This window comes from Paraburkholderia sp. BR14320 (assembly GCF_040948665.1).
Classification (GTDB): Bacteria; Pseudomonadota; Gammaproteobacteria; order Burkholderiales; family Burkholderiaceae; genus Paraburkholderia; species Paraburkholderia youngii.
The window spans coordinates 46,552-68,380 of sequence record NZ_JBFPKG010000011.1; the positions used below are offsets into that span (position 1 = coordinate 46,552).

General features: G+C 64.2%; 15 protein-coding genes and 1 pseudogene. 10 read left to right on the forward strand and 6 right to left on the reverse strand.

Translation table 11 applies throughout. The features are described from left to right. Positions 1-116: 116 nt before the first annotated feature. The gene (locus AB3X89_RS13465) at positions 117-743 is read right to left on the reverse strand and encodes an isochorismatase family cysteine hydrolase (protein ID WP_368583721.1); all 627 of its coding nucleotides are present in this window, start codon (positions 741-743) and stop codon (positions 117-119) included. Between the two features lie 443 nt (positions 744-1,186). Here AB3X89_RS13465 and AB3X89_RS13470 point away from each other — a divergent pair, with 443 nt between their 5' ends. The 5 genes and pseudogenes from AB3X89_RS13470 (at position 1,187) to AB3X89_RS13490 (ending at position 5,557) form a co-directional block, all read left to right on the forward strand. Then, positions 1,187-1,477, forward strand: coding sequence for a muconolactone Delta-isomerase family protein (locus AB3X89_RS13470; RefSeq protein ID WP_368583722.1), 291 nt, complete (start codon positions 1,187-1,189; stop codon positions 1,475-1,477). 124 nt (positions 1,478-1,601) lie between these two features. After that, a complete protein-coding gene (locus tag AB3X89_RS13475; protein ID WP_368583723.1) occupies positions 1,602-2,174 on the forward strand; it encodes a ferric reductase-like transmembrane domain-containing protein in 573 nt (190 codons plus the stop codon). A 134-nt stretch (positions 2,175-2,308) separates the two neighbouring features. Next, positions 2,309-3,583, forward strand: a pseudogene (locus AB3X89_RS13480) (epoxide hydrolase family protein). Between the two features lie 177 nt (positions 3,584-3,760). Next, positions 3,761-4,207 carry a MaoC family dehydratase gene (locus AB3X89_RS13485; RefSeq protein ID WP_176106355.1) on the forward strand — a complete coding sequence of 149 codons (447 nt, stop codon included), beginning with the start codon at positions 3,761-3,763 and terminating at the stop codon, positions 4,205-4,207. A 657-nt stretch (positions 4,208-4,864) separates the two neighbouring features. Continuing rightward, positions 4,865-5,557: a glutathione S-transferase C-terminal domain-containing protein gene (locus tag AB3X89_RS13490; RefSeq protein ID WP_368583724.1), complete on the forward strand. Its 693-nt coding sequence runs from the start codon at positions 4,865-4,867 to the stop codon at positions 5,555-5,557. Positions 5,558-6,816: 1,259 nt separating this feature from the next. Here AB3X89_RS13490 and AB3X89_RS13495 read toward each other — a convergent pair. After that, complete coding sequence (locus tag AB3X89_RS13495) at positions 6,817-7,128, reverse strand: transposase (RefSeq protein ID WP_368583725.1); 312 nt, start codon at positions 7,126-7,128, stop codon at positions 6,817-6,819. Further along, entirely contained in the window at positions 7,098-7,805 is a 708-nt protein-coding gene (locus AB3X89_RS13500; RefSeq protein ID WP_368583726.1) for a hypothetical protein, read from the reverse strand. Before AB3X89_RS13500 ends, AB3X89_RS13495 begins: the two co-directional genes overlap by 31 nt. 979 nt (positions 7,806-8,784) lie before the next feature. Here AB3X89_RS13500 and AB3X89_RS13505 point away from each other — a divergent pair. The 3 genes from AB3X89_RS13505 (at position 8,785) to AB3X89_RS13515 (ending at position 11,778) form a co-directional block, all read left to right on the forward strand. Next, positions 8,785-9,414, forward strand: a complete 630-nt coding sequence (locus AB3X89_RS13505; RefSeq protein ID WP_368583727.1) for a TetR/AcrR family transcriptional regulator — start codon at positions 8,785-8,787, stop codon at positions 9,412-9,414. Positions 9,415-9,472: 58 nt separating this feature from the next. Then, positions 9,473-11,026: an MFS transporter gene (locus tag AB3X89_RS13510; protein ID WP_368583728.1), complete on the forward strand. Its 1,554-nt coding sequence runs from the start codon at positions 9,473-9,475 to the stop codon at positions 11,024-11,026. Between the two features lie 482 nt (positions 11,027-11,508). Then, complete coding sequence (locus AB3X89_RS13515; RefSeq protein WP_176123714.1) at positions 11,509-11,778, forward strand: YodC family protein; 270 nt, start codon at positions 11,509-11,511, stop codon at positions 11,776-11,778. 78 nt (positions 11,779-11,856) lie between these two features. Here the strand turns inward: AB3X89_RS13515 and AB3X89_RS13520 are convergent, their stop codons facing one another. Continuing rightward, on the reverse strand, positions 11,857-12,168 hold the full coding sequence (locus AB3X89_RS13520) for a superinfection immunity protein (protein ID WP_368583729.1): 312 nt from the start codon (positions 12,166-12,168) through the stop codon (positions 11,857-11,859). A 168-nt stretch (positions 12,169-12,336) separates the two neighbouring features. On the opposite strand from AB3X89_RS13520, the gene AB3X89_RS13525 reads away from it, so the two are divergent. Then, on the forward strand, positions 12,337-13,797 hold the full coding sequence (locus AB3X89_RS13525; protein ID WP_368583816.1) for a M20 family metallopeptidase: 1,461 nt from the start codon (positions 12,337-12,339) through the stop codon (positions 13,795-13,797). Positions 13,798-13,887: 90 nt separating this feature from the next. Then, on the forward strand, positions 13,888-14,991 hold the full coding sequence (locus tag AB3X89_RS13530; RefSeq protein ID WP_368583730.1) for a malate/lactate/ureidoglycolate dehydrogenase: 1,104 nt from the start codon (positions 13,888-13,890) through the stop codon (positions 14,989-14,991). Positions 14,992-15,009: 18 nt separating this feature from the next. Here the strand turns inward: AB3X89_RS13530 and pdeR are convergent, their stop codons facing one another. Together pdeR and AB3X89_RS13540 are read right to left on the reverse strand one after the other, a co-directional pair. Further along, positions 15,010-17,013 (reverse strand): cyclic di-GMP phosphodiesterase, encoded by a 2,004-nt coding sequence (pdeR, locus tag AB3X89_RS13535; protein ID WP_368583731.1) that lies wholly within the window; start codon positions 17,011-17,013, stop codon positions 15,010-15,012. A 205-nt stretch (positions 17,014-17,218) separates the two neighbouring features. Continuing rightward, positions 17,219-21,760: a DEAD/DEAH box helicase gene (locus AB3X89_RS13540; protein ID WP_368583732.1), complete on the reverse strand. Its 4,542-nt coding sequence runs from the start codon at positions 21,758-21,760 to the stop codon at positions 17,219-17,221. Between the last annotated feature and the right edge of the window lie 69 nt (positions 21,761-21,829).

Here is a 21,829-nt window from a genome sequence, read left to right on the forward strand (position 1 = left end):
AGGGTAAGGGGGATCCGGCATCGCGCGGCGGTGACCAAATCGTCGCAAGCCTGATGGCCTCGTCCAGCAAGTCAGGCGGCAACACGCCATCCGGACGAATGCGTCATGGAGCCAGCTCAGGCCGTTGGCAACGCATCGATGAGCTCGCGCGTGTTGACGATACTGTGCGCAAAGGTCGGCCCGTTCAGATCGTGCGCCGCGTGCATCATTTCCTGATGGAACGCGGCCGTTGCATCCTTCACGAGGGTCACGTGGTAACCGAGTTCCGTTGCGTAACGGCCAGTCGCCTCGATGCAGGTGTTGGCCAGCAGGCCGACGAGAACCACGTGCGTAATGCGATGCTGCTTGAGCTGGAAATCCAGGTCCGTATTGGCGAAGCCACTCGCGCCCCAATGTTCGAGCGCCACGACGTCGCCCGGTTGCGGCGCGAAGTCGGGATGCCATTCGCCGCCCCAGTCGCCCCTGGCGAAATGATGACCGTCCATGATCTTGCGCTGGCTGGGGCTCGGGTGACACCAGCACTGGTAATCCCCCGGCTGCCACCGGCGGTGCGGGACATACACGACCTGTATCCCGGCACGGCGGACGGCGCTGTTGATGGCCCGAACATTGTCGAGCAGTCCGACTTGTGCCGCGACGTCCTTGACGAAGGGCCAGACTTTGCCGCCCTCCGAGAGGAAGTCGTTATAGGGATCGACAAACAGCAGTGCAGTCGAATTGGTGTCGTAGGCGACGGGCGTCATTTGCGTTCCTTTGGAAGGGGGGGCATCGAACCTGCGTCCCGACACGGCCTGCGTTTTACACGGATAGCTGTGCCGATCGCGAATCCGGTTCAGCTGGCGATGAAGTTTGCCTGTGACTGCATTGTATATATGAAAATCATAGTGTCAAGCTGAAGCTTGAATTCCTGAATGCTACGTGCATAGTCTCCAGAAACTAGCCGCGCTTCAGGTGAGGTTTGCACGATAGAAGAAATCTGTTGCTATGAAAAACATAGGTGATGTATGGTTCGGTCAGACGCCGGATTAGCTGCCCAGTGACCACATCCACCGATGCCTCGGAGGATGCAAGAGGAGCGGGTGTGCCGTTCTTCAGGCTGAGATGACCCATTCCTCCCAGCACTGAGTTCCGGATTTGTTCACACGGAATTCATAGCCGGAGCGCAACGCCTTCCCAGGAGAGCAAAATGCAATACCTCGTGATCATTTCCCGTTCGGAAAACGCGTCCTCGATGTCCCCTACCAAGGAGGACGTCGAGGCGGAGGCCGAGTATGTTCGCCGGCTCTACGCCTCGGGAGTCGTGCGCCAGATATGGCTGAGAGCAGAAGGTGGCGCCTGCATGATTTCGGAGGCCGATGACGAAATCCGCCTCGCGGAACTCCTGTCAGAGCTTCCATTGGTCAAATCCGGTTTTCTCGCACGGCCTCAGATCAGCCAGTTGCGCTCCTACTCAGGATTTGGGCCGCGTAGTCACTGAACCAGACGCTGCGCGCGCGTCTGGCCGGCCGCGCCACCGTACCGATACAGGCCCGAAAGCCGGCGTCTCTCGCAATCGCCGGCTCGTTGCCCAGCAATCCACAAATATCGATCGGATTATCCATATGACCCGCTGGAAGCTTTTTTGTGTACTTACCATATGTCTTTCTTGCTTGGCAGTGGCGGCCTTCGCACTGGCGCCGGACTGGGTGAGATCGTTGCAGTATGTTGTGCGTGCGACGGCTCGCACGTCCTTTGTTCTGTTTCTCGCCGTTTTCATGGCCGCGCCGCTTGTAAAACTGGCGCCGTCGGTGCCAACCAGAGCGCTGGCAAGAGAGCGTCGCTACATCGGGTTGTCGTTTGCTGTGTCGCAGTTTCTGCATGCGTTAGCACTCGTCGCCTACGTCGGTACGGCACCCGAAGCATTCTGGGCAGGCCGTACGACAGTGACCAACATACCGGGCTTCATCGGCTATCTGATGATTCTGCTGCTCACGGCTACGTCGTTCGCGACGCCGGCGCGCCTTATCGGCCCGGAAAACTGGAAAAAGCTGCATCTGCTGGGCGTGTGGATACTCGCCATCATTTTTGCGGGCTCTTTCTTTACCCGTGTCCATCTCCATGCCAGCTATCTCGCCCCGGGCATGGCCATGGTTGCGGCCATGCTGTTACGTGTGGCTGCGCGGTTCGGCACGTGAGGCTGGCTGTTCGTCGCGCCTTGGAGATGCGCCGGATGGACCAGGCGTGTCGAAACTCCCACAGGGGTCAACGCCGGTTCTCCCTTTTGTGCCTTTCGCGCCAGCCGCCAGGCTCATCGTCAACTGGAGTTCGCATGACAGACAAGCTTATCCCTCAATCGACATCCCGCCGGCAATTCGTGAGCCTCGCCGCGGCAGCCGTAGCCGCGCAATCTCTGAGCCCACTTGTATCTGCGCACACGGACCGCGGTATTACCGATGTCCAACCGCAGACGGGCAGCGGCACGGACGCAATTCGCCGCCTTCGCGTGCAGGTTCCCGTGTCGCTGCTCGTAGATCTGAGAAGACGCATCAGGGCCACCCGATGGCCGGAGCGCGAAACCGTCGATGACGACTCGCAAGGCGTGCAACTCGCGACGCTTCAGGGCCTCGCGCACCATTGGGCGACCGACTACGACTGGCGCAAGTGCGAAGCGACCCTGAACGCTCTGCCGCAGTTCGTCACTGAGATCGACGGGCTCGACATTCATTTCATGCACGTGCGCTCGAAGCATGAGAATGCATTGCCGCTGATCGTATCGCACGGGTGGCCCGGTTCGATCATCGAGCAGATCAAGATCATCGATCCGCTCGTCAATCCCACCGCCTATGGCGCGAGCGCATCCGACGCCTTCCATCTGGTCGTTCCGTCGTTGCCGGGCTATGGCTTCTCAGGCAAGCCTACGACGACCGGCTGGGGTCCGGAGCGTGTCGAATGTGATGGCCAAACAGGCGCCGCCTGGATTGCTGGGCATCCATGTCAATTTTCCGGCGGCAGTTCCGCCGGATATCCTCACGGCGATCCAGGGCGGGAACCCGTCACCGGCAGGGCGATCGTCCGACGAAAGGCTCGCGTATGAGCAATTGAGCGTCAATTTCAAGAAGCGCCGCGCCTACGCGTTCGAGATGGCGACTCGTCCGCAAAGCCTCTATGGACTGGCCGATTCTCCGATTGCGCTGGCAGGCTGGCTGCTCGATCACGGCGATGCATATCGCCAGCCGGCGGCACCGATCACCTCGGCCGTGCTAGGCCGCACGGTCAACGGGCATTCAGCCGGTGCCATCACACGCGACGACGTCCTCGACACATCACGCTTTACTGGCTGACCAACACGGGCGTGTCGGCGGCCCGATTCTATTGGGAAACGGCCCACTTCAACTACCTCGTTGCAGCGAATGTTTCCGTGCCGGCTGCCGTCAGCGCGTTTCCCGGGGAGAACTATCAGGCGCCGCTCAGTTGGACAGAACAGGCTTACCACGACCTCATCTATTACAACCGGCCTGAACGGGGCGGCCATTTCGCCGCCTGGGAGGAGCCCCTGCTACTCGCGCAGGAAGTTCGGGCGGGTCTGCGGCCGCTGCGCAGCTAATGGGCAGGCAGTGCGACCGGCTTCGAAGTCGCTAGCGGCGAGGCCCCCGGGCCACTCTCGGATTCTCCGCGCAAGACTATCCTTCGGATAGGGACAACACCATCAAGGTCGAACGTCACCACAGAAGGGGCGTTCGAAGAGCCAATATCAGCGAATAAAACGTTTCAGGAGTAAGGCATGAAATCAGAGACTCTGTATCTGGAAGATCTCGCCGTGGGTGCGGTGTACAAAAGCGCGGAGCATAAACTCGATGTCGACCAGATACACGCCTTCGCGCGACAGTTCGATCCTCAACCTTTCCATCTGGACGAGGAAGCGGCTCAACGCTCCTTCTTTGCGGGGCTTGCAGCGAGCGGCTGGCACACGGCAGCGATCACCATGAAACTTCTCGTTCAGAGCCTGCCGATTGCGGGTGGCATTATTGGTGCGAGCGGCGAAATCGCGTGGCCAAGACCCACTCGCCCGAACGATGTCCTGCACGTCGTCAGCACCGTCCTGGAGATCGCGCCGTCGCGTTCCAAACCCGACCGCGGCATCGCGACAGTCCGCAGCGACACGATGAACCAGCAAGGTGAGCTTTGTCAGCGAGTGGAAATGCGCCTTCTGGTTTTTAAACGGCCCTGAAGCTTAATCTCGGATGGCCACTTGTTTCGCCGCGCAACCCTGCAGTTTGGGTTCAATCAGGGCTGGCCCATTCAAGACAATCCAGACAGACGCCGGCGTGGGCACACCCCTGACGGCGCCGAGTTTATCGAGCAGCCGGTAATACGCGTTCGACAGACCAAGCGTATAAGTCCGGCGGAATGTCTGTGCGAGGGTAGTGTGCGTTGTCGAACGATGACAGGGTTTCGCCGACTCGTTGCCGCCTGACGGATGCGATACCTGAAGGTCAGGTATGGTCGAGCACTTGCCGGTCAGCTTGCTCGGCATATGGCTGCTGTACTCAGAGACCTGACGGAGGAGCCACGCACAGAATTCGGCCATTGCAGACGCTCAGATACCGACACTCATCGGACGGCTACACGGTGCTAACCGCCCGTTCGCCCCAGCCGGAGCCGGAGCGTCGACTCTCACATCCGCGAACGCGTACTTACGCGTCGTTCTGAGTCGATCGCATCGCGAAGAGGTCGGCCGCTGTCGGCGCTCATCGCATTCATTCAGATTGGCTGCGTTCGCTGGGTCACAGTCGAATCGGCCAACCATGTGTCACCATCACGCATTGCGCCCGGCCCCGGACACCCTCGACGCCGGCCGCATCATGCCTCCAACACGCGAGGGCCCATGCTGACGCTCTATTCCTACCCGGACCTGTTCGGCGTCGCCGACAACAATCCGTTTGGCCTGAAGGTCTATGCATTCATGCGCTTGTGCGGTCTCGACTTCGAGCACAAGCACATTCTCGATACGAAAGAGGCGCCGCGAGGACAGTTGCCCTATCTGGTCGACGGCGAGGAATCAATCGGTGATAGCGATGCGATCATCAGGTACCTGAAGCGCAAGTACGACCTACGCATCGACAGCGCGCTTTCCACGGGGCAAGCGAATCTCGACTTCCTGGTCCGGCGCACGCTCGACGACCTGTACTGGCCGATGAGCTTTTCGCGCTGGCGCGACGAGCGCTTTCGCCCGGCGTTTTGCAACGCCTTCATGGCGGCGCACCCCGAAGTCACCGCTAGTGCGCTCGAAGCCGCGAGCGAGTACAACCGGCTTCGGTATCACTATCAGGGCATCGGCCGCTACGAGCCGGATCAGGTGTATGAGCGCGGCATCGGCGATTTGCGCGTCGTGGCCGATCTGCTCGGCGACAGCGGCTTTATCTTCGGGCCCGAGCCGGCCACGGTCGATGCCGCGATCTACGGCTGCGTCGCGAACATCTACAACTACGACATCGATACGCCGTTGAAGCGCTACGTGCTGTCGCGGCCGACCCTCGTGCGGCATTGCAAGGCGATGCACGGGCGGGTCGTTACCTAAATTGAACAACATGGTAGCGACACTTAGGGATCCGGATGTGTATGGAGTTGTACCGCTGGCCAGCGGGGAGACCGCGCGAATGGCCATGTCGGACCGAGCTCGGCCAGTTTCGATCGCTCGACATCACCCGGTAGATCGTCGACACTTCACACAGGAAAACACTAGCAGACGGTATGGGATGAGGAAGACACTGGGTTACCTTCACGAAGTTTGGCTTTGCCCGGACGGGCACGGTAACGCTCTTCCCGCGTGCATCGCGTATGGGCCGGACGGAGATGGCGCTCGGGCTCTCAATGAGCCGGGTAGTGAATGGGTCTGGACGTTTTGGGCGTCGTCACAAGCAGAGGCGATGAGCATTTACTACGACTTCATCGGCTATGGAAAATACACTCCCCAATACGACGACGATCTGCTCCGCTATCCGCAAGCCTGGTATGAGCGTCAAGCCGCGTACTTGAAGCGCACGTGACCGACGCGTGTTCACCTGCGTTCGAGCATACCGGCGGTCTCTTTGACGATCATAATTCTTGGCGCTCTGCTCAAACTCCTCCACTGATACCTCGCCGTGAAGCTGAGCATCGTTGGCTGGAAGACCGCTTTCGGTACGCCTGACCGTCTCTTGAGGGTCGAGAGTACGCATTCGCTGAACTCGGTTGCGGCCGTTCGTCGCCCCGTCTCCGCGAACGACCGGTGAGCGACCGCAAGCAGGCATGTCAGCGCCGACACACGACCGTCAGCTTCTATGCGGACCTGTTTGTCAAGCCGTGTTCGCTCGTCAGGTAAACGGACCAGATTTCATCCTGGGACCTTTGGATCGCTGGTGATGTGAAGCGGTCGTGTCGCACGGTGGTTCGATCCTGATCCAAGGTCGGGGTGTGGCGAGCGTTCCAGCCAGTGCCGGAACGAACTTCTATCCGTGCAGTGCATAGACAGCCTGCACCTCATGCAGCATGCGCGCAAGGCGCACTGGCAAACCCCAGTTATCGGCGCGCCCCATCTTTGGCTTCGGTCACCGTGCGGTGACCCGCCGATGGTACGGGCGTGTCGACCTCTGATCATGATGTGTTCTTTGCGAGACCACGCGAACGATGTTGACCTGGCACGTCAGGGGACAACAGGTTTGAGCGAGGCCCCGGCCGGGATCTCGCCGTGTTCCAGGTAGCGCCATAGCGCAATGGCAAGACGCCGTGCCAGCGCGACGATGCCCACCCATCGCATGCGCTTGCCGTTGCCCGCAAAGCACCGGTTGAACCACTCAGTCAGGGGGCTGCCGGGCTGCCGGGCTGCAGGCGCAGCCAGCGCCACGCCAGTTCGACGAGCATCGTGCGCGCCCGGTGATTGCCTGCCTTGCTGATGCCCTGTTCGACCTGACTATCTCCGCTGTCGTAGGGAGTAGGTGTCAGCCCGAGACACCCGGCGACCTCGCGCCGGTTGGCGAATCGTCGCCAGCCGAACACTTCCTTGACCAGCACCCAGGCGCTTTTGGAGCCGATCGCACGCAGCCGCGCCAGTTGTGCCACCAGCGGGTGCTTGCCTTCGGTCAGCTCGTCGCGCCGCGCGGATTCAAGCATCCTGATCTGTTGCCTGACCAGCGCCAGTCGCGCGCTCTCACGCTCGATCTCGCCGCATAGGATGGGCGGCACCTGCTCCGGTGGTTGGCCCACCAGCGTGCCCAGTCGCGCCCGCCAATGATGACCTGCGGACGCACGTTGTGCAGCACGAGCAGTGAGCGGATGCGATTCATGTGGGCGATGCGCTCCTGGGTCAGCCGGGCGAGTTCGCGGTGCGTGCGGCGAGCGTCTTCCTGCTCGGGCGTGGACTCGCGCAGCACCGCCCACACGCGCTCGCCGGCGTGATGGCGCCTGAGCATGGCAAGCAGCTTGTCACCATCGAGGCGGTCGTTCTTGGGCCGCCTTGCGCGTCGGTTCACTTCGAATCTGGCAGCATCAACCACGACGTTGTTGATGCCTTGCCCGCTCAACCAGCGGTGCAGCCACCACCCGTCGCGCCCGGCCTCATAGCAGGAGTGAACCTTGGCCTTCGGCTCGAGGCCGCAACGCTCCCTGGCTCGACGTGCACAGTCGAGTACGGCAGCGGTGTCACCCGCGTGCACACTATAGCGGCTCGGGCCGTGCCGCCCATCGCTGGCGGTCAGCTTCCAGGATTTGTCGCCGAGCTCGAAGCTTATGTACAGTTCGACCTCGATCGCCGTATTCTCGGCTTGTGGGACTGCTTGGTTCGTGGGCATTTCCGTCTCCTTCGCACAGAGTTGGAAATTCCGTTTTAGCTAAACGGACCTTTCTCCGGTAGTCCCACAAAGCATCTTTGGCCGAGGACGAGTCCATTGACGAAGGCCCGGTATGGCCGTTGCACTCTGATACCTGCCGCTGGAACCGCGGCGACCCGATCGTGGGCAAGGGGGCGACTGCCGGCGGAGGGGGCCGACGGTGTGGCCAACTCCCGCGCTGGCCACGCGTGCAGATGCCGGGCCAACAAAAAAAGCCCGCGCGCGGCGGGCCCCGAAGCCATGTGGAGACATGGAGGAAACGGATCCGGTCTGAACCCTGACGCAATCCTCTGCATGCCCTGGGTGAAAGACCGCGGCACGGGACCCGGCCCGCGTGTCACGACCGGGCAGGGCGGTCCTACGCACCGGGGACGGGGAAAGCCCCGGTTGCGATGCGGGCAGGCCGGCGAGGGCGGGGGCGGGCCGTGATAAGCGGCGTTATCACACTCCTGCCTTGACTGACGACTTGATGATGAACCCTGCGCGATCGCCGCTGGGGTCTGCCATCTGATTCTCCGCGTCATTTGCCACGCCGCGACGGACAGTCTGAAGGATTGCCTCCGACTAACGGCCACTGAGACCTATATTTGATTGAACCGCGGCGAGCCTTCGCGGTATGCGTTTTTAGTGGGGCCACGCAAACGGAGTTTGACTGCCCCCAAACAGGGATCGGGTCCGACGCCAGATTAGACCTGGACGCGTTCGGAGTGAAGCGGGATGCGGAAAAAGTACCTCGCGTCGATGTCTTCACTCCGCTTTCAATTTCGCGAGTCTTTTGTCCGCACGACCGCACGGTTTTTGAGTCTATTGCAGCTTTTTCCCCTTCTATTGTGCAGGGATACCGACGCGAATAGGCCTACGGAAGGCCTTCCTTGATTTATTGAACATTCAGTCATAATATCCACAGACCGACGCCAACGCAGCAACGAGGTCATCGCAATTGAGTCATTCCAGGCAAGCCGCCAAAAAAGCCGGCGAAACATCTCAGCGGGGCCGTCCGCGTGAGTTCGACACGGACACCGTGCTGGCGAACGCAAGCCAGGTGTTCTGGGATCACGGCTACCACGCGACGTCGATCGACGATCTGTGCAAGGCCACCGGTCTGCTGCGCGGCAGCCTGTACGGCGTGTTCGGCGACAAGCACGGCATCATGCTCGCCGCGCTCGAGCATTACTCGGAAGGCGCGGTCGCACGGCTTGCACAGCGACTGAGCGCGACGGCTGATCCGGCGCAGGCGTTGCGCGACGCGCTGCTGCACTACGCGCGGGTATCGTGCGGGTTGAGCGGCCGGCGCAGCTGTTTCATCACGAATACGACGCTCGAAATGCAGCCCGATGACGAAGCGCTGCGCGCGCGCGTCGCCGCGATTCAGCGCCGCATGGCGACCTTGCTCGCGGCGGCGGTGATTCGCGGGCAGGCGAGCGGCGCGTTCGATTCGACACTCGACGAAAAAGCCGTCGGCGATTTCCTGTTATGCGTGATGCAGGGCTTGCGGGTCATGGGACGGGTCGCGCATGAGCAAGACGCGCTGATCGATATCGTCGATGTGGCGATGCGCGCGCTGGTGTAGCGGTTCGTTCGCGAACGCAGGCGCAAAATTTTTTTAACTATTTCTTGAACGTTCGGTCATGAAAAGCGAAGCGATCAAGTCCGCTCCGGCGGCATTCGGTGGATCCGCTAGCGGCGCGGCGAGCGCGGCCGGGGCCGTGACCGGTCCTGGACCAGCGATGGCAGGCATGGCTGTGGCCGTCAAAGCGGCGGCGCCCGGCTTCCCGCGCCAAGCGCTTGCGCTCGCGGCGCTGTTTGTCGGCGCCTTTCTCGCGCCGCTCGATTACTTCATCGTCAACCTCGCGCTGCCGTCGATTCGCACGGGCCTCAACGCGAGCGACGCGCAACTGCAACTCGTCGTCTCGGCTTATGCGTCCGCCTACGCGGTGCTGCTGATCACGGGCGGCCGCCTCGGCGATCTGTTCGGCCGCCGTCGCATGTTCATGACGGGCATGGCGGCATTCGTCGTCGCGTCGGCCTTGTGCGGCTTCGCGACGAGCGGCCATATGCTGGTGATCGCGCGCATCGTGCAAGGCATCGCGGCCGCGGTGATGGCGCCGCAAGTGCTCGCGACGATTCGCGCGGTCGTACCGCTGCATCAGCAGACGCGCGTGATGAGTCTGTATGGTTTCGTGTTCGGCTTGTCGTCGATCGTCGGGCAGCTCGGCGGCGGCGCGCTGATTACGTATCACCCGTTCGGGCTCGACTGGCGCGTGATCTTTCTGATCAACATTCCGATCGGCATCGCGGCGTTCATCGGCACATGGAAGTTCGTGCCGGAGAACCAGCCGGCCACGCATACAGGCGTCGATCTGAAGGGCGTAGCGCTGCTGTCGGCAGTGCTGTTGCTGCTGATCTATCCGATGACGCATGGCCGCGAAGCCGGCTGGCCCGCGTGGACCTTCGCGATGTTCGCGCTCGCGGTGCCGGTGTTCGCGCTGTTCGTCGCGACCGAGCGGCGCGTCGAGCGCGGCGGTGGCCATCCGCTCGTCGATCTGCAACTGTTCCGCAATCGCGCGTTCGCGCTCGGTCTGGTGCTCGCGTTCCTGTTCTATTGCAATAGCGCGTTCTTCCTGACCTACGGCATCTTCCTGCAGACCGGCCTGCACTGGACGCCGCTCGCGTCGGGCATCGCGATCATGCCTTTCGCGCTCGGCTTCGTGATCGGGCCGCTGACCTCGCCGGCCGTGGTCAAGCGCATCGGCGCGCATGTGCTGACGCTCGGTTTCTCGATGATGACGCTCGGCTTCACCGTGACCGGCTGGTCCGCGACCCGATCCGCGACGCCCGATCTGCTGTTCTACTGCGGGCTGGTGTGCGCGGGTGTCGGACATGGTCTGCTGTTGCCGTCGATCATGCGCATCGTGCTGCAGGAGGTGGTGCCCGAGAAGGCGGGGCTTGCATCGGGTGTGGTGTCGTCGACGCTGCAGATCGGCTCCGCGTTCGGCACCGCGGCGGTCAGCGGCGCGTTCTTCGGCGCGCTCGGTGGCAGCGCGGCCCCCGCGTCTTATGCACACGCGTTTCAGCTGAGCCTCGCCATCAATGCCGCGCTGATGTTCGTGTGTATCGGCCTGAGCGTGCTGCTGGTACGGCATCAGCAAAGCGTACGGCGCTCAGTCGCTCCGGGAGTTTGAAATTAAGCCGCTGGTAATCGTTTTCATTTGCTGGCTCGCCCGGAAAATCGTTCAATTTGAACGAAGCGGTATAACGAACTACATGGCATTTACCGGCGATCTACTCGTTCACAGGTAATTCTGATTAGATCAAACGGGTCTTTCTGATTAACGGCTCAACGCTATCGCGTCAGGTTTTCTAATCAGACGAAACCCTTCTCGTATTTCCTACCGGCCTGCAACCGGCCTGCAGTAACTGTTGCATTTGTGCGGTAGCGCACATAGGGTTAGCCGCAATGTTTTCGCCGGAGAATGTTTCAGAATGCCGGGAACTTAAACCATTGGGCATCAACCCCGGTTCCGTGAAAACGGTATCAATAAAAAGCGCTTGCCGCGTTTAAATTCGATTGTTAATCTGTCTAAACTTTAGAGTACCCATTCAACAGGTCGAAGTCGATAAAGCCGGGCTCAAGTTAAAAACGCTCAAGATAGGGGGACCCAAGATGCTGACCGCTACCATTGACGCATTCCAGACAACATCCGCCGCCTTCAATGTGGGCGACGTCGTCAAGTTAAAAGAAGGTGGCCCGCGCATGACCGTCACGTACGCAGGTCCGGTCGCGCGCAATCCGGGCGACTGGCTGATCTGCGAGTGGTTCGACGAACACGGCGAACTGCGTCATGAAACCTTTGCCGCGCAAGCGGTGCGCGCGGAACCGCGCTCCATTCCGGCGGGCTCGGTACAGTGGAGTCGCATCGGGCGCGCGGCCTGAATGACGCACGTGCGCTTCAATCAATCCGTTTCCTGTTGTTCGTGTATTGCTCGTATTGCTGGAGCCGCCCGAATCGTTTCAGCGCTCGGGCCGGTCGCGCGCGGCCTCGCGTCGCCGCACGCGCAGCGTCAGTGCCGATGAAAACGCGCGCAAGGTCGATATCTTGCGAGTCTCGACGATGTCGCTCGCAAGGGTCTGCGCCGGATTCGGCTGTAGCGCCCAATACAGCGCGAGCACCCAACCAAGCACGGTCCAGCCGAGGCAGGCGTTAAATAGCGCGAGCGTCAGCACGTCACGACGCTTGCGCCGGTCCGCGATGATCGCCGGCAGAAAATACAGCGCTAGCGCGAACGCCGCGCCGATGGCCTGAACGGCCACGTTGCCACCCATAAAAGCTCCTGATGCGCGAGGCATGTAGTGATTGTCGCGCGAATGGCCGCCGCCCGCCGCGCACCCTGCGCGTTGCAGTCGCCACCCAATTACCGCAAGGGGTTCAGCCCGACACGCATCGGGACTATGATGATCGTTTCGACCGAACAGTACTTCACGGACCCGATTATGATCAACGACGACACGACCCAGCAGGCCCAACTCAACCCGGACACGCTACGAGAATTCGTCGAGCGCAAGTGGAACGACGAGATCGTGCCCGCGCTGACGGACTACATCGCGGTGCCGGCGAAGAGCCCGGCGTTCGATCCCGACTGGGCGAAGCATGGTTACCTTGAGCGCGTGATCACCGACGCCGCGAAATGGGCCGAGCAGCAACCGGTGCGCGGCCTGAAGCTCGAAGTGATCCGCCTGCCGGGCCGCACGCCGGTGATCTTCTTCGAGACCGCCGCGACGCGCTCGGGCAGCACCGAAACCATCGTGCTCTACGGCCACCTCGACAAGCAGCCCGAGTTCGATGGCTGGCGCAACGACCTCGGTCCGTGGACGCCGAAGCTCGAGGACGGCAAGCTGTACGGCCGCGGCGGCGCGGACGACGGCTACGCGATCTATGCGAGCCTGACGGCGCTCGCCGCGCTCGATGCGCAAGGTGTCGAGCGTCCGCGTTGTGTCGGGCTGATCGAAACCTGCGAGGAGTCGGGCAGCTACGATCTGCTGCCCTACGTCGACGCGCTGCGCGAGCGGCTCGGTAACGTCGGGCTGGTCGTGTGTCTCGATTCGGGCGCGGGCAATTACGATCAGCTATGGCTGACCACGTCGCTGCGCGGACTCGTCGCCGGCGATCTCGAAGTGCAGGTGCTCGACGAGGGGATTCACTCGGGGGTCTACGGCGGCATCGTGCCATCGAGCTTCCGCATCATGCGGCAACTGTTCGACCGTCTCGAAGACTCCGCGAACGGCACGCTGCTGCCGAAGGGTTTTCATTGCCCGGTGCCGGCCGATCGTCTGCGCGAAGCGGAGGCTGCCGCGAGGATTCTCGGCGATGACGTGTGGAAGAAGATGCCGTGGGCGTGCGGGCAGGACGGCCGTCAAGTGCTGCCCACCACGACCGATCCGCAGGAGGCGCTGCTCAATTCGACGTGGCGTCCGTCGCTGTCGGTGACGGGCGCGGCCGGCTTGCCCGCGCTCGCCGACGCCGGCAACGTGCTGCGTCCGCGCACCGCGTTCAAGCTGTCGCTGCGTCTGCCGCCGACCATCGAAGCGGAAAAGGCCGTCGCCGAACTGAAGGCGCTGCTCGAATTCGATCCGCCGTACAACGCAAAGGTCACGTTCAAGCCGGATGCGGGCGCGGCGAGCGGCTGGAACGCACCGGAGGTCGCACCGTGGCTGGCCAGCGCGCTCAGCGACGCATCGCGTCAGCACTTCGGCGCCGATGCCGCGTACATGGGACTCGGCGGCACGATCCCGCTGATGAACGTGCTGAAGGCGGGCTTCCCGAAGTCGCAGTTCATGGTGTGCGGCGTGCTCGGGCCGAAGTCGAACGCGCATGGACCGAACGAATTCCTGCACGTACCGTACGGCAAGAAGCTGACGGCCGCGGTTGCCGAAGTGATCGCCGCGGCGCCGTGAGTTGTCGCCTCGTTTGAGTGGGGCTCGGGTGCGACCCGGGCCCGTTGTTTATTGATGCTCCCTTCCGTTCGAACCACACCGACACGCTGAATGAGCGACTCCCAGACTGCCCAAACCAACACGCCCCGGATTCCGGCCGATCAACTGCATGCCTACGTCAGAGCGATCTGGGAGCGAGCGGGCAGTGCGCCGCGCGAAGCGGAGCTGATCGCCGATCATCTGGTGGCCGCGAATCTGACCGGGCACGACTCGCATGGCGTCGGCATGATCCCGCGCTATGTCGAATCGCTCGCCGACCAGCAACTGCAACTCAATGGCCATGCCGACGTCGTCAAGGACGCGGGCGCGGTGCTGACCGTCGAAGGCGGCAAGGGCTTTGGTCAGGTGATCGCGTTCGAGGCGATGGAGCGGGGCATCGAGCGCGCGCGGCGGCTCGGCATCTGCGCGGTGGGCTTGCGCGGCGCGCATCATATCGGCCGCATCGGGCATTGGGCCGAGCAGTGCGCGCGCGCCGGTCTGGTGTCGTTTCACTTCGTCAACGTGGCGGGCGATCCGCTCGTCGCGCCGTTCGGCGGCGCGGACCGCCGCATCGGCACGAATCCCTTCTGCGCCGCTTATCCGCGCCCCGGCAAACCGCCACTCGTGCTCGACTTCGCGACCAGCACGATCGCGTTCGGCAAGACGCGCGTCGCGTATAACCAGGGCAAGCACACGCCACCCGGGGCGCTGATCGATCACGAAGGCATGCCCACGCTCGAACCGAAAGTCATGCACGAAGCGCCGTTCGGCGCGCTGACACCGTTCGGTGGCCACAAGGGTTTCGGGCTCGCGGCGATGTGCGAGATTTTCGGCGGCGCGCTGTCGGGCGGCTTCACGACGCACGCCGACACGCTCTGTACCACGCACGCGATCATCAACTGCATGCTGTCGGTGATCATCGATCCAGCCGCATTCGATGCGCCCGATGCGCAAGCCGAAGCCGATGCGTTCCTCGCGTGGGTGAAGGCGTCGCCGCTCGCGGCGGGCACCGAGCGCATCTACGAACCCGGCGAGCCCGAGCGCGTCACGCGCGCGCAACGCGAGGCCGCCGGCATTCCGATCGACGCCGCTACGTGGGCGCAAATCCACTCCGCGGCGCGCGCCGTCGGGATGAGTGCGGACGAAGTGGCAGGTTGGTCCGCGCGCCTCGGCTGAAGCGCGCGACGGCAAGGCTCAGGCGATCAGCCTGAGCTTGCGCCGATCGAGCAGCCAGCGCTCGAACTCGGTGGCGGGCATCGGCCGCGCGTACAGGAAGCCCTGCACGTAATCGACGCCCAGGCCCTTCATGAAGGCTTCTTCCGCTTCGGTTTCGATCCCCTCGGCGACGACCTGGAAATCGAGTTCCTGCGCGACCGCGACCATCGAGCGCACCAGCGCCTGTGCCTTCATGTCAGCGTGGATCGAGCGCGTGAAGCTGCGGTCGAGCTTGATCACGTCGAGCGGAATACGGCCGAGTTGCGACAGCGACGAGTAGCCGGTGCCGAAGTCGTCCAGATGCACCTGCGCGCCGAGCTGGCGGAACTGCTTGATCAGTTCGATCGCGGCCGCTTCGTTTTCGATCAGACAGCTTTCGGTCAACTCGAGATCGATCAGGCATGGATCGAGACTCGCATGCTGCAACGCCTCGGTGAAATGGCGGACCACGGCCGTATCCGTGAGCTGTCGCGCCGACACGTTAATCGCGACGCGCAGGTCATAGCCGGCCGCCTTCCAGCGGGCCGCCTGTTTCGCGGCGGTCTCCATCACCCAGCGGCCGAGCACGCCGATCAAACCCGATTCCTCGGCATAACGGATGAATTCCGCAGGCATGATCTGCCCGCGCTCCGGCGAGTTCCAGCGTACCAGCGCTTCCGCGCCTTGCACGGCGCCCGTGGCGAGGTTCAGCTTCGGCTGATAGTGCAGCGCGAACTGGCCTTCCTCGAGCCCGCGGCGCAGATTCGTGTCGAGCCACATGAACTCAGCGACGCGACGGTTCATGTCCGGCGAAAACACGCGATGCGTGCGCTTGCCTTCGTCCTTCGCGACGTACATTGCGGTGTCGGCCGAACGGATCAGCGATTCGAGGGTTTCGCCGTGCTCGGGCCAACGCGCGATGCCGATCGAGCAGCCGGTGTAGACCTCGACGAGCCCGACCGCGAACGGCATGCGCATGCGATCGAGAATGCGCTGCGCGGTGTTTTCCAGGCCATGCGCGGAGCCCTTCGCGGCGAGCACGATGAACTCGTCGCCCCCGAGACGCGCGAGCGAGTCGCCCGGATTCAGACAGTTGCGGATCGCGTCCGACACATCGCAGATCAGCCGGTCGCCGAACACGTGGCCGTAGTGATCGTTGACCTTCTTGAAGTTGTCGAGATCGAGAAACAGCACGCCGATGGTTTCGCCGGGCGCGGCCTGCTCGATCGCGATCTGGATGCGCTCCTGGATCGCATTGCGATTGGCGAGGCCGGTGAGCGGGTCGGTGGTGGCCTGCTCGATCAGACGGTCTTGTGCGAGCCGTTGCTCGGTGATGTCGGTGCCCGAGCAGATCAGGAACTGGTCTTCGATGCCGCTGCCGCTGCGCACGAACTTGTTGCGAAACAGGAATAGCCGCTCGCCATGCACCGTTTTGATGCGCCGTTCGATCTCGTACGGTTGGCCACGGTTGAAGAAGTGCGCGCTGACCTGGTTCGAGACCGCGCCGTCGTCGGACGACATGAACAGCGTCCAGACGCTGCGGCCGATGATGTCCTCTTCCTTGAGCCCGGTCAGCTCCTCGGCGAGCCGGTTAAAGCGCTGTATCCGGCCGTGCCGGTCGACGATGACGACGACCGAATTGACCTCGGAGACGACCTGTTCGGCGAACGACAGACCGTGCAGTAGTGCGCGCGCGACGGATTCGGTGTCGGCATGGGTCGAGGCGGTGCCGCCCCAGCGATGGCAATCGAGTTTCTTGCCGACCAGATGCAGCCGCAGCGGCGCGGCGTCCAGCTGCACGTCGACGACTACGTGCGAGGTGACGCCGCTCAGCGCGCGGACCTGGGAGGCTTGGGAAGAGGTGAGGGGAATGGCGACGCCGACAGCCGCGTGGCCGTGGGCCGGCACGATCTCCAGCGTGTCGCTCGCCGCCGCAAGGCGCCAGCGAGGGCTGCTCGTGCCGAACCGCGCGTGAAGCACCTGGTCGTGTAGCTCGTCGCTCATGAAATCCCCGGAGAGTGCCGGCGGTCCGTATCAAGGCGGGCGGCGGCAGACGGTCTTCCTCATACTAAAGTGAAACTGCCCCATTGTATCTAAGCGTGACAATTCGAGCGAAGAAACATTAACGTTTTGCTAACCCTGGGCACGGGCCGGCGCGGCCGCGCGCGGCGGCATGATGGCGTGGCGAAACGACGCCACGGTGACGTCGTTAGAAGCGATGTGTGAGCAGCGCGCGGGCGCGTTCGCGCTCGATCGGATTGGCGTCGAGCGCCGCGTCGAACCAGAACTTGCCGGCCACCAGCGTGGCCGCCGCCACGCCGTCGCGATACAGCACGCGGTTGCCCGCCACGGCCGGCACCTTGTCGCCGACCAGCAGCGTGCCGACGAGATTCAGCGGATCGGTTCCCGCGACGCAGATCAGCGCACCGTCGTTCGCTTGCCGCCGCACCTCGCGCAGCAGCGGAATCGCCTCGGGCAGCGCGAACTGTTCGCCCGCGAGCCCGTTGACGAAACGCCCGCCGCGGATCACGCCGCGCGCCTCGAGCCGCTGCAGCACGCGCAACAGATCGCGCCACGGCGGCAGCCATTCGGCCTCGCGTTCGAGCACGCGCCAGAACACCACGCCGTAGCGGCGCAACAACGTCATCGCGACGTGTTCGAGCACCTCGGGCGGCAACTGACTCCGTCGCTCGGACGGATGTTCCGGCGCGACGGCGGACGGGCGGCTGACGAGCGCCCAACGCCCGGCGTCGTCCATGCCGCCGATCAGCGCACTCGTTCGCGCGCGTCGGCTGCTGGAAAACGCATTGCGTTTGGCGACCGGCTTGAGCAACGCGCGCAGACCCGCGAAGCTGTCCGAGTTCGCGAGGCCGGCCGCGACCAGCTCGCCGAGCGCGTTTTCCAGCTCCATGCGCAGCACGCGCACCTCGGCGAGCAGTTCGTCGAAGAACATCGCGCCGTGTTGCGCGAGCGTGTCGTGCACGCTTTGCGCGAGTGCCGACAACTCGACCTGACGCGCCGGATCGAGCAGCGCGCGCCACGCGCGCAACTGCGCGCGCGGCAGCAGCACGATCGGCGTGCCGCGGACCGGACCGGCTGCGCCGCGCGCCCGCTCGGTCAGGCGGGTCCAGACGATCTTGCCGGCGCGGCATAGCTCATCGAGCGAACTGCTGGTGTAGGCGCGCACCCGCGCGGGCAGGATGTCCTCCTCCCATGCGCCGGCCGCGGCCTGGAAGCCTTCGAGCTGGTCCAGCGCGGCGGCGAGCGCGTCGCGGCCTTCGGCGCGCGTGGTCGGCGTCAGATGCTGCCATTCGAACAGGAAGCGCATGAAGTCGTGCCGCTCGACCGGCTCGATCTCACGCCGCAGCCGCTTGACCGTGTAGCGGTGGATGCGTGCGAGCAGGTGTCGCTCGCACCATTCTTCGTGGCTCGTGTGCGGCGTGAAGCGCCCGCGCAACAGATAACCTTCGGCTTCGAGACGGATCAGCGCCGGTTCGATCCGGTCGGCCGGCAAACCGAGCGGGCGCGCGATCGCGTCGACCGTCTGCGGGCCGAAACCGGTCAGCCGCGCGCGCAGCACGTCCACGAGCGCGTCGTCGGCGCTCCAGCTTTCGGTGTAGCCCTTCGGCGCGCTCAGCGGCGGCTCATAGCGACTACGCGCGATGCCGGGGTAGAGCGCTTCGAAGCAGGTCACGCGTTCGGCGGGCAGCCACAGTGCGCCTTCGCTGACGTTGTGGTTGCCCGTGCTTGCGTCTGCTTGCGCGGCCAGCGGCAAGCGCGTCGCCCGGCCGGCTTTCGCCAATGCCGCAAGCAGGGTGGGCCAATCCTCCTGTGTGCGCGCCTCGGTTTCTGTGATGCACGCGAGGCCCGTCAACGCTTCGTGCATTTCGTCGGCGTTGCGAGCTTGTGGCCAGGCCTCGTCGCGCACGCTGTCGATCGCGGCGGCGTCGAGCGCGCCGAGATCGTCGGCGCTTTCCGGGTCGGTCCAGCGGCGGTTCAGCACTGCCTGGGTGCGGCGCTCCTCGATCGGCGCGTCGTCCAGATACGCATAGGGCTTCGCGGTCAGGATTTCGGCGGCGAGCGGCGACGGCGCCGGCAGATCACGCGCGACGAGCCGCAGCTCGCCGCGCTCGATCTGGCGTAGCAGCGCGAGCCAGCGTTCGCTGTCCATCGCGTCGTGCAGGCAGTCGTCGATGGTTTGGTCGACTAATGGGTGGCGCGGCACCTCGCGTTCGCCGACGATGTTCTCCAGACACGCGGCCTGCTCGGGAAACACGCTTGCGAGCAGATCCTCGCTGCGCATGCGCTGCAGTTGCGGCGCGGTCTTGCGTCCGCCCGTGTAGCGCGGCAGGCCGAGCGAGGTCGTCGCGTTCCAGCGCCAGCGCACGCCGAACAACGGCGCATCGAGCAGCGCCTGGATCAGCAGATGCTCGGCGCTGTTCGAATGCAGATAGCGCCACACATCGTCGAGCACGAACGAGTGGCTGCCGGTCAGCGACAGCACGATCGCGTCTTCGGTGGCCGCGGCCTGCAGCTCGAAGTTGAAGCTGCGGCAGAAGCGCTTGCGCAGCGCGAGCCCCCACGCGCGATTCACGCGGCTGCCGAACGGTGAGTGGATCACGAGCTGGGTGCCGCCCGATTCGTCGAAGAAGCGCTCCATCACGAGCGTGCTCTGCGTCGGCAGCACGCCGAGCGCGGCGCGGGCGCGCGTCAGGTATTCGACGATCTGGCGCGCGGCCGGCTCGCTGAGCGCGAGGTTGTCGGCGAGCCAGGCGATAGCGTGGTCGAGACGCGGCGCGGCGGGCTCGGGTTCGCGTGCGGCTACGGCGGTTGCCGTTGTTGCTTGCGTCTCGCCCTCCGTCAGCAACGCTTCGACCTGCTCGCGCAATCTCGCGACCGCGAACGACAGCTCGTCGCTGCGTCCCGGCGCCTCGCCGAGCCAGAACGGAATGTTCGGCGGCTGGCCTTGCGCATCCTCGACCCGCACGCGGCCGCTTTCGATGCGCAGAATCCGGTACGACGCGTTGCCGAGCTGGAATACATCGCCGGCGAGGCTTTCGACCGCGAAGTCCTCGTTGACGGTGCCGATATTGAGCGCCTGCGGTTCGAGCACGACCGCGTAATCGGCGTTTTCGGGAATCGTGCCGCCGGAGGTCACCGCGACCAGCTTGCCGCCGCGCCGGCCGCGCAAGGTGCCGCTGACCGCATCGCGATGCACATACGCGGCACGCGGACCGTGGCGGCTCGTGTAGCCCTCGGCGAGCATGCGCAGCACCGCGTCGTATTGCTCGCGCGGCAGATCCGCGTACGGCGCGGCACGCCGCAGCATCTCGAACAGCGCATCCTCGCTCCACTCGGCGCTCGACACCTCCGCGACGATCTGTTGCGCGAGCACGTCGAGCGGCGCGCGCGGGATGCGCAACGCATCGAGCTCGCCACGCCGCACGCAATCGAGCAGTGCCGCGCATTCGAGCAGATCGTCGCGCGAGACCGGAAACAGCCGCCCCTTCGGCATGCCGCCGACGTGGTGCCCCGAGCGGCCGACGCGTTGCAGGAACGGCGCGATCGCGCGCGGCGAACCCATCTGGCAGACGAGATCGACGTCGCCGATATCGATGCCGAGTTCGAGCGACGCGGTCGCGATCAGCACGCGCAGCTCGCCGCGTTTCAGGCGCTGTTCGGCGTCGAAACGATGTTCTTTCGCGAGGCTGCCGTGATGCGCGGCGACCGCGTCCTTGCCGAGCCGCTCGGTCAGATGGCGGGCGGCGCGCTCGGCCATGCGGCGCGTGTTGACGAAGACGAGCGTCGTGCGATGCTGCGCGACCAGCTCGGCGAGCCGGTCGTAGACGCGCTCCCACACTTCGTTGGCCATCACCGCTTCGAGCGGCACCGGCGGGATCTCGAGCGCGAGGTCGCGCGCGCGAACGTGGCCGACGTCGATCACCGCGCATTCGGCCGGCACGGCGCTATCCAGACTCGCGCCGCCGACCAGAAACCGCGCGACCGCGCTGACCGGTTTTTGCGTCGCCGACAGCCCGATACGCGGCAGGCGTCGCTCGCAAAGCGCGTCGAGCCGCTCGAGGCTCAGCGCGAGATGACTGCCGCGCTTGCTGCCCGCGAGCGCGTGAATCTCATCGACGATCACCGTGCGCACCGTCGCCAGCATGCGGCGGCCCGAATCGGAGCCGAGCAGCACGTACAGCGACTCGGGCGTCGTCACGAGAATGTGCGGCGCGCGTTTTTTCAGCGCGTTGCGTTCCTGCTGCGTGGTGTCGCCGGTGCGCACGGCGGTGCGGATGTCGAGCGGCGGCAGGCCGAGCGCGTCGAGTTCGGCGGCGATGCCTTGCAGCGGCAGTTGCAGGTTCAGACGGATATCGTTCGACAGCGCCTTCAGCGGCGACACGTAGACGACCAGCGTTTCGTCGGGCAGCGCGCCGTCGTTCGCGAGGCCTTGCGACACGAGGTCGTTCAGCGCGGACAGGAACGCTGTCAGCGTCTTGCCGGAGCCGGTCGGCGCGGCGACCAGCGTCGAGCGGCCGCTGCGGATTTGCGGCCAGGCGGCCGCTTGTGCGTCGGTCGGGGCGGTGAAGGTTTTCTGGAACCAGTTGGCAACGGCCGGGTGAAAGCCGGCGAGCGCCTGCGGGGCTGGCGGTAAGGCGGGTGCGACGGGCTGCGCCGCGCTCGCAGTGGAGCGGGCCTTGCGGGAGCGGGGCGCCGCGTCGAGTGCGGCGGAAGTTTTTGCCGAAGTCATGCTCGTGTAGATGAGGGCGGCGCGGGGGATATCCAGTGGGGGCGGCTGGATCAGTACCCGCTAATGTCG

Bases quoted from the DNA above. Each gene is read 5' to 3' on its own strand.
- AB3X89_RS13485 (WP_176106355.1), top strand. From the start codon at position 3,761: ATGAAATCAGAGACTCTGTATCTGGAAGATCTCGCCGTGGGTGCGGTG.
- AB3X89_RS13470 (WP_368583722.1), top strand. From the start codon at position 1,187: ATGCAATACCTCGTGATCATTTCCCGTTCGGAAAACGCGTCCTCGATG.
- AB3X89_RS13495 (WP_368583725.1), bottom strand. From the start codon at position 7,128: ATGCTTGAATCCGCGCGGCGCGACGAGCTGACCGAAGGCAAGCACCCG.
- pdeR (WP_368583731.1), bottom strand. From the start codon at position 17,013: ATGAGCGACGAGCTACACGACCAGGTGCTTCACGCGCGGTTCGGCACG.
- AB3X89_RS13500 (WP_368583726.1), bottom strand. From the start codon at position 7,805: ATGCCCACGAACCAAGCAGTCCCACAAGCCGAGAATACGGCGATCGAG.
- AB3X89_RS13540 (WP_368583732.1), bottom strand. From the start codon at position 21,760: ATGACTTCGGCAAAAACTTCCGCCGCACTCGACGCGGCGCCCCGCTCC.
- AB3X89_RS13520 (WP_368583729.1), bottom strand. From the start codon at position 12,168: ATGGGTGGCAACGTGGCCGTTCAGGCCATCGGCGCGGCGTTCGCGCTA.
- AB3X89_RS13475 (WP_368583723.1), top strand. From the start codon at position 1,602: ATGACCCGCTGGAAGCTTTTTTGTGTACTTACCATATGTCTTTCTTGC.
- AB3X89_RS13465 (WP_368583721.1), bottom strand. From the start codon at position 743: ATGACGCCCGTCGCCTACGACACCAATTCGACTGCACTGCTGTTTGTC.
- AB3X89_RS13530 (WP_368583730.1), top strand. From the start codon at position 13,888: ATGAGCGACTCCCAGACTGCCCAAACCAACACGCCCCGGATTCCGGCC.
- AB3X89_RS13510 (WP_368583728.1), top strand. From the start codon at position 9,473: ATGAAAAGCGAAGCGATCAAGTCCGCTCCGGCGGCATTCGGTGGATCC.
- AB3X89_RS13525 (WP_368583816.1), top strand. From the start codon at position 12,337: ATGATCAACGACGACACGACCCAGCAGGCCCAACTCAACCCGGACACG.
- AB3X89_RS13490 (WP_368583724.1), top strand. From the start codon at position 4,865: ATGCTGACGCTCTATTCCTACCCGGACCTGTTCGGCGTCGCCGACAAC.
- AB3X89_RS13515 (WP_176123714.1), top strand. From the start codon at position 11,509: ATGCTGACCGCTACCATTGACGCATTCCAGACAACATCCGCCGCCTTC.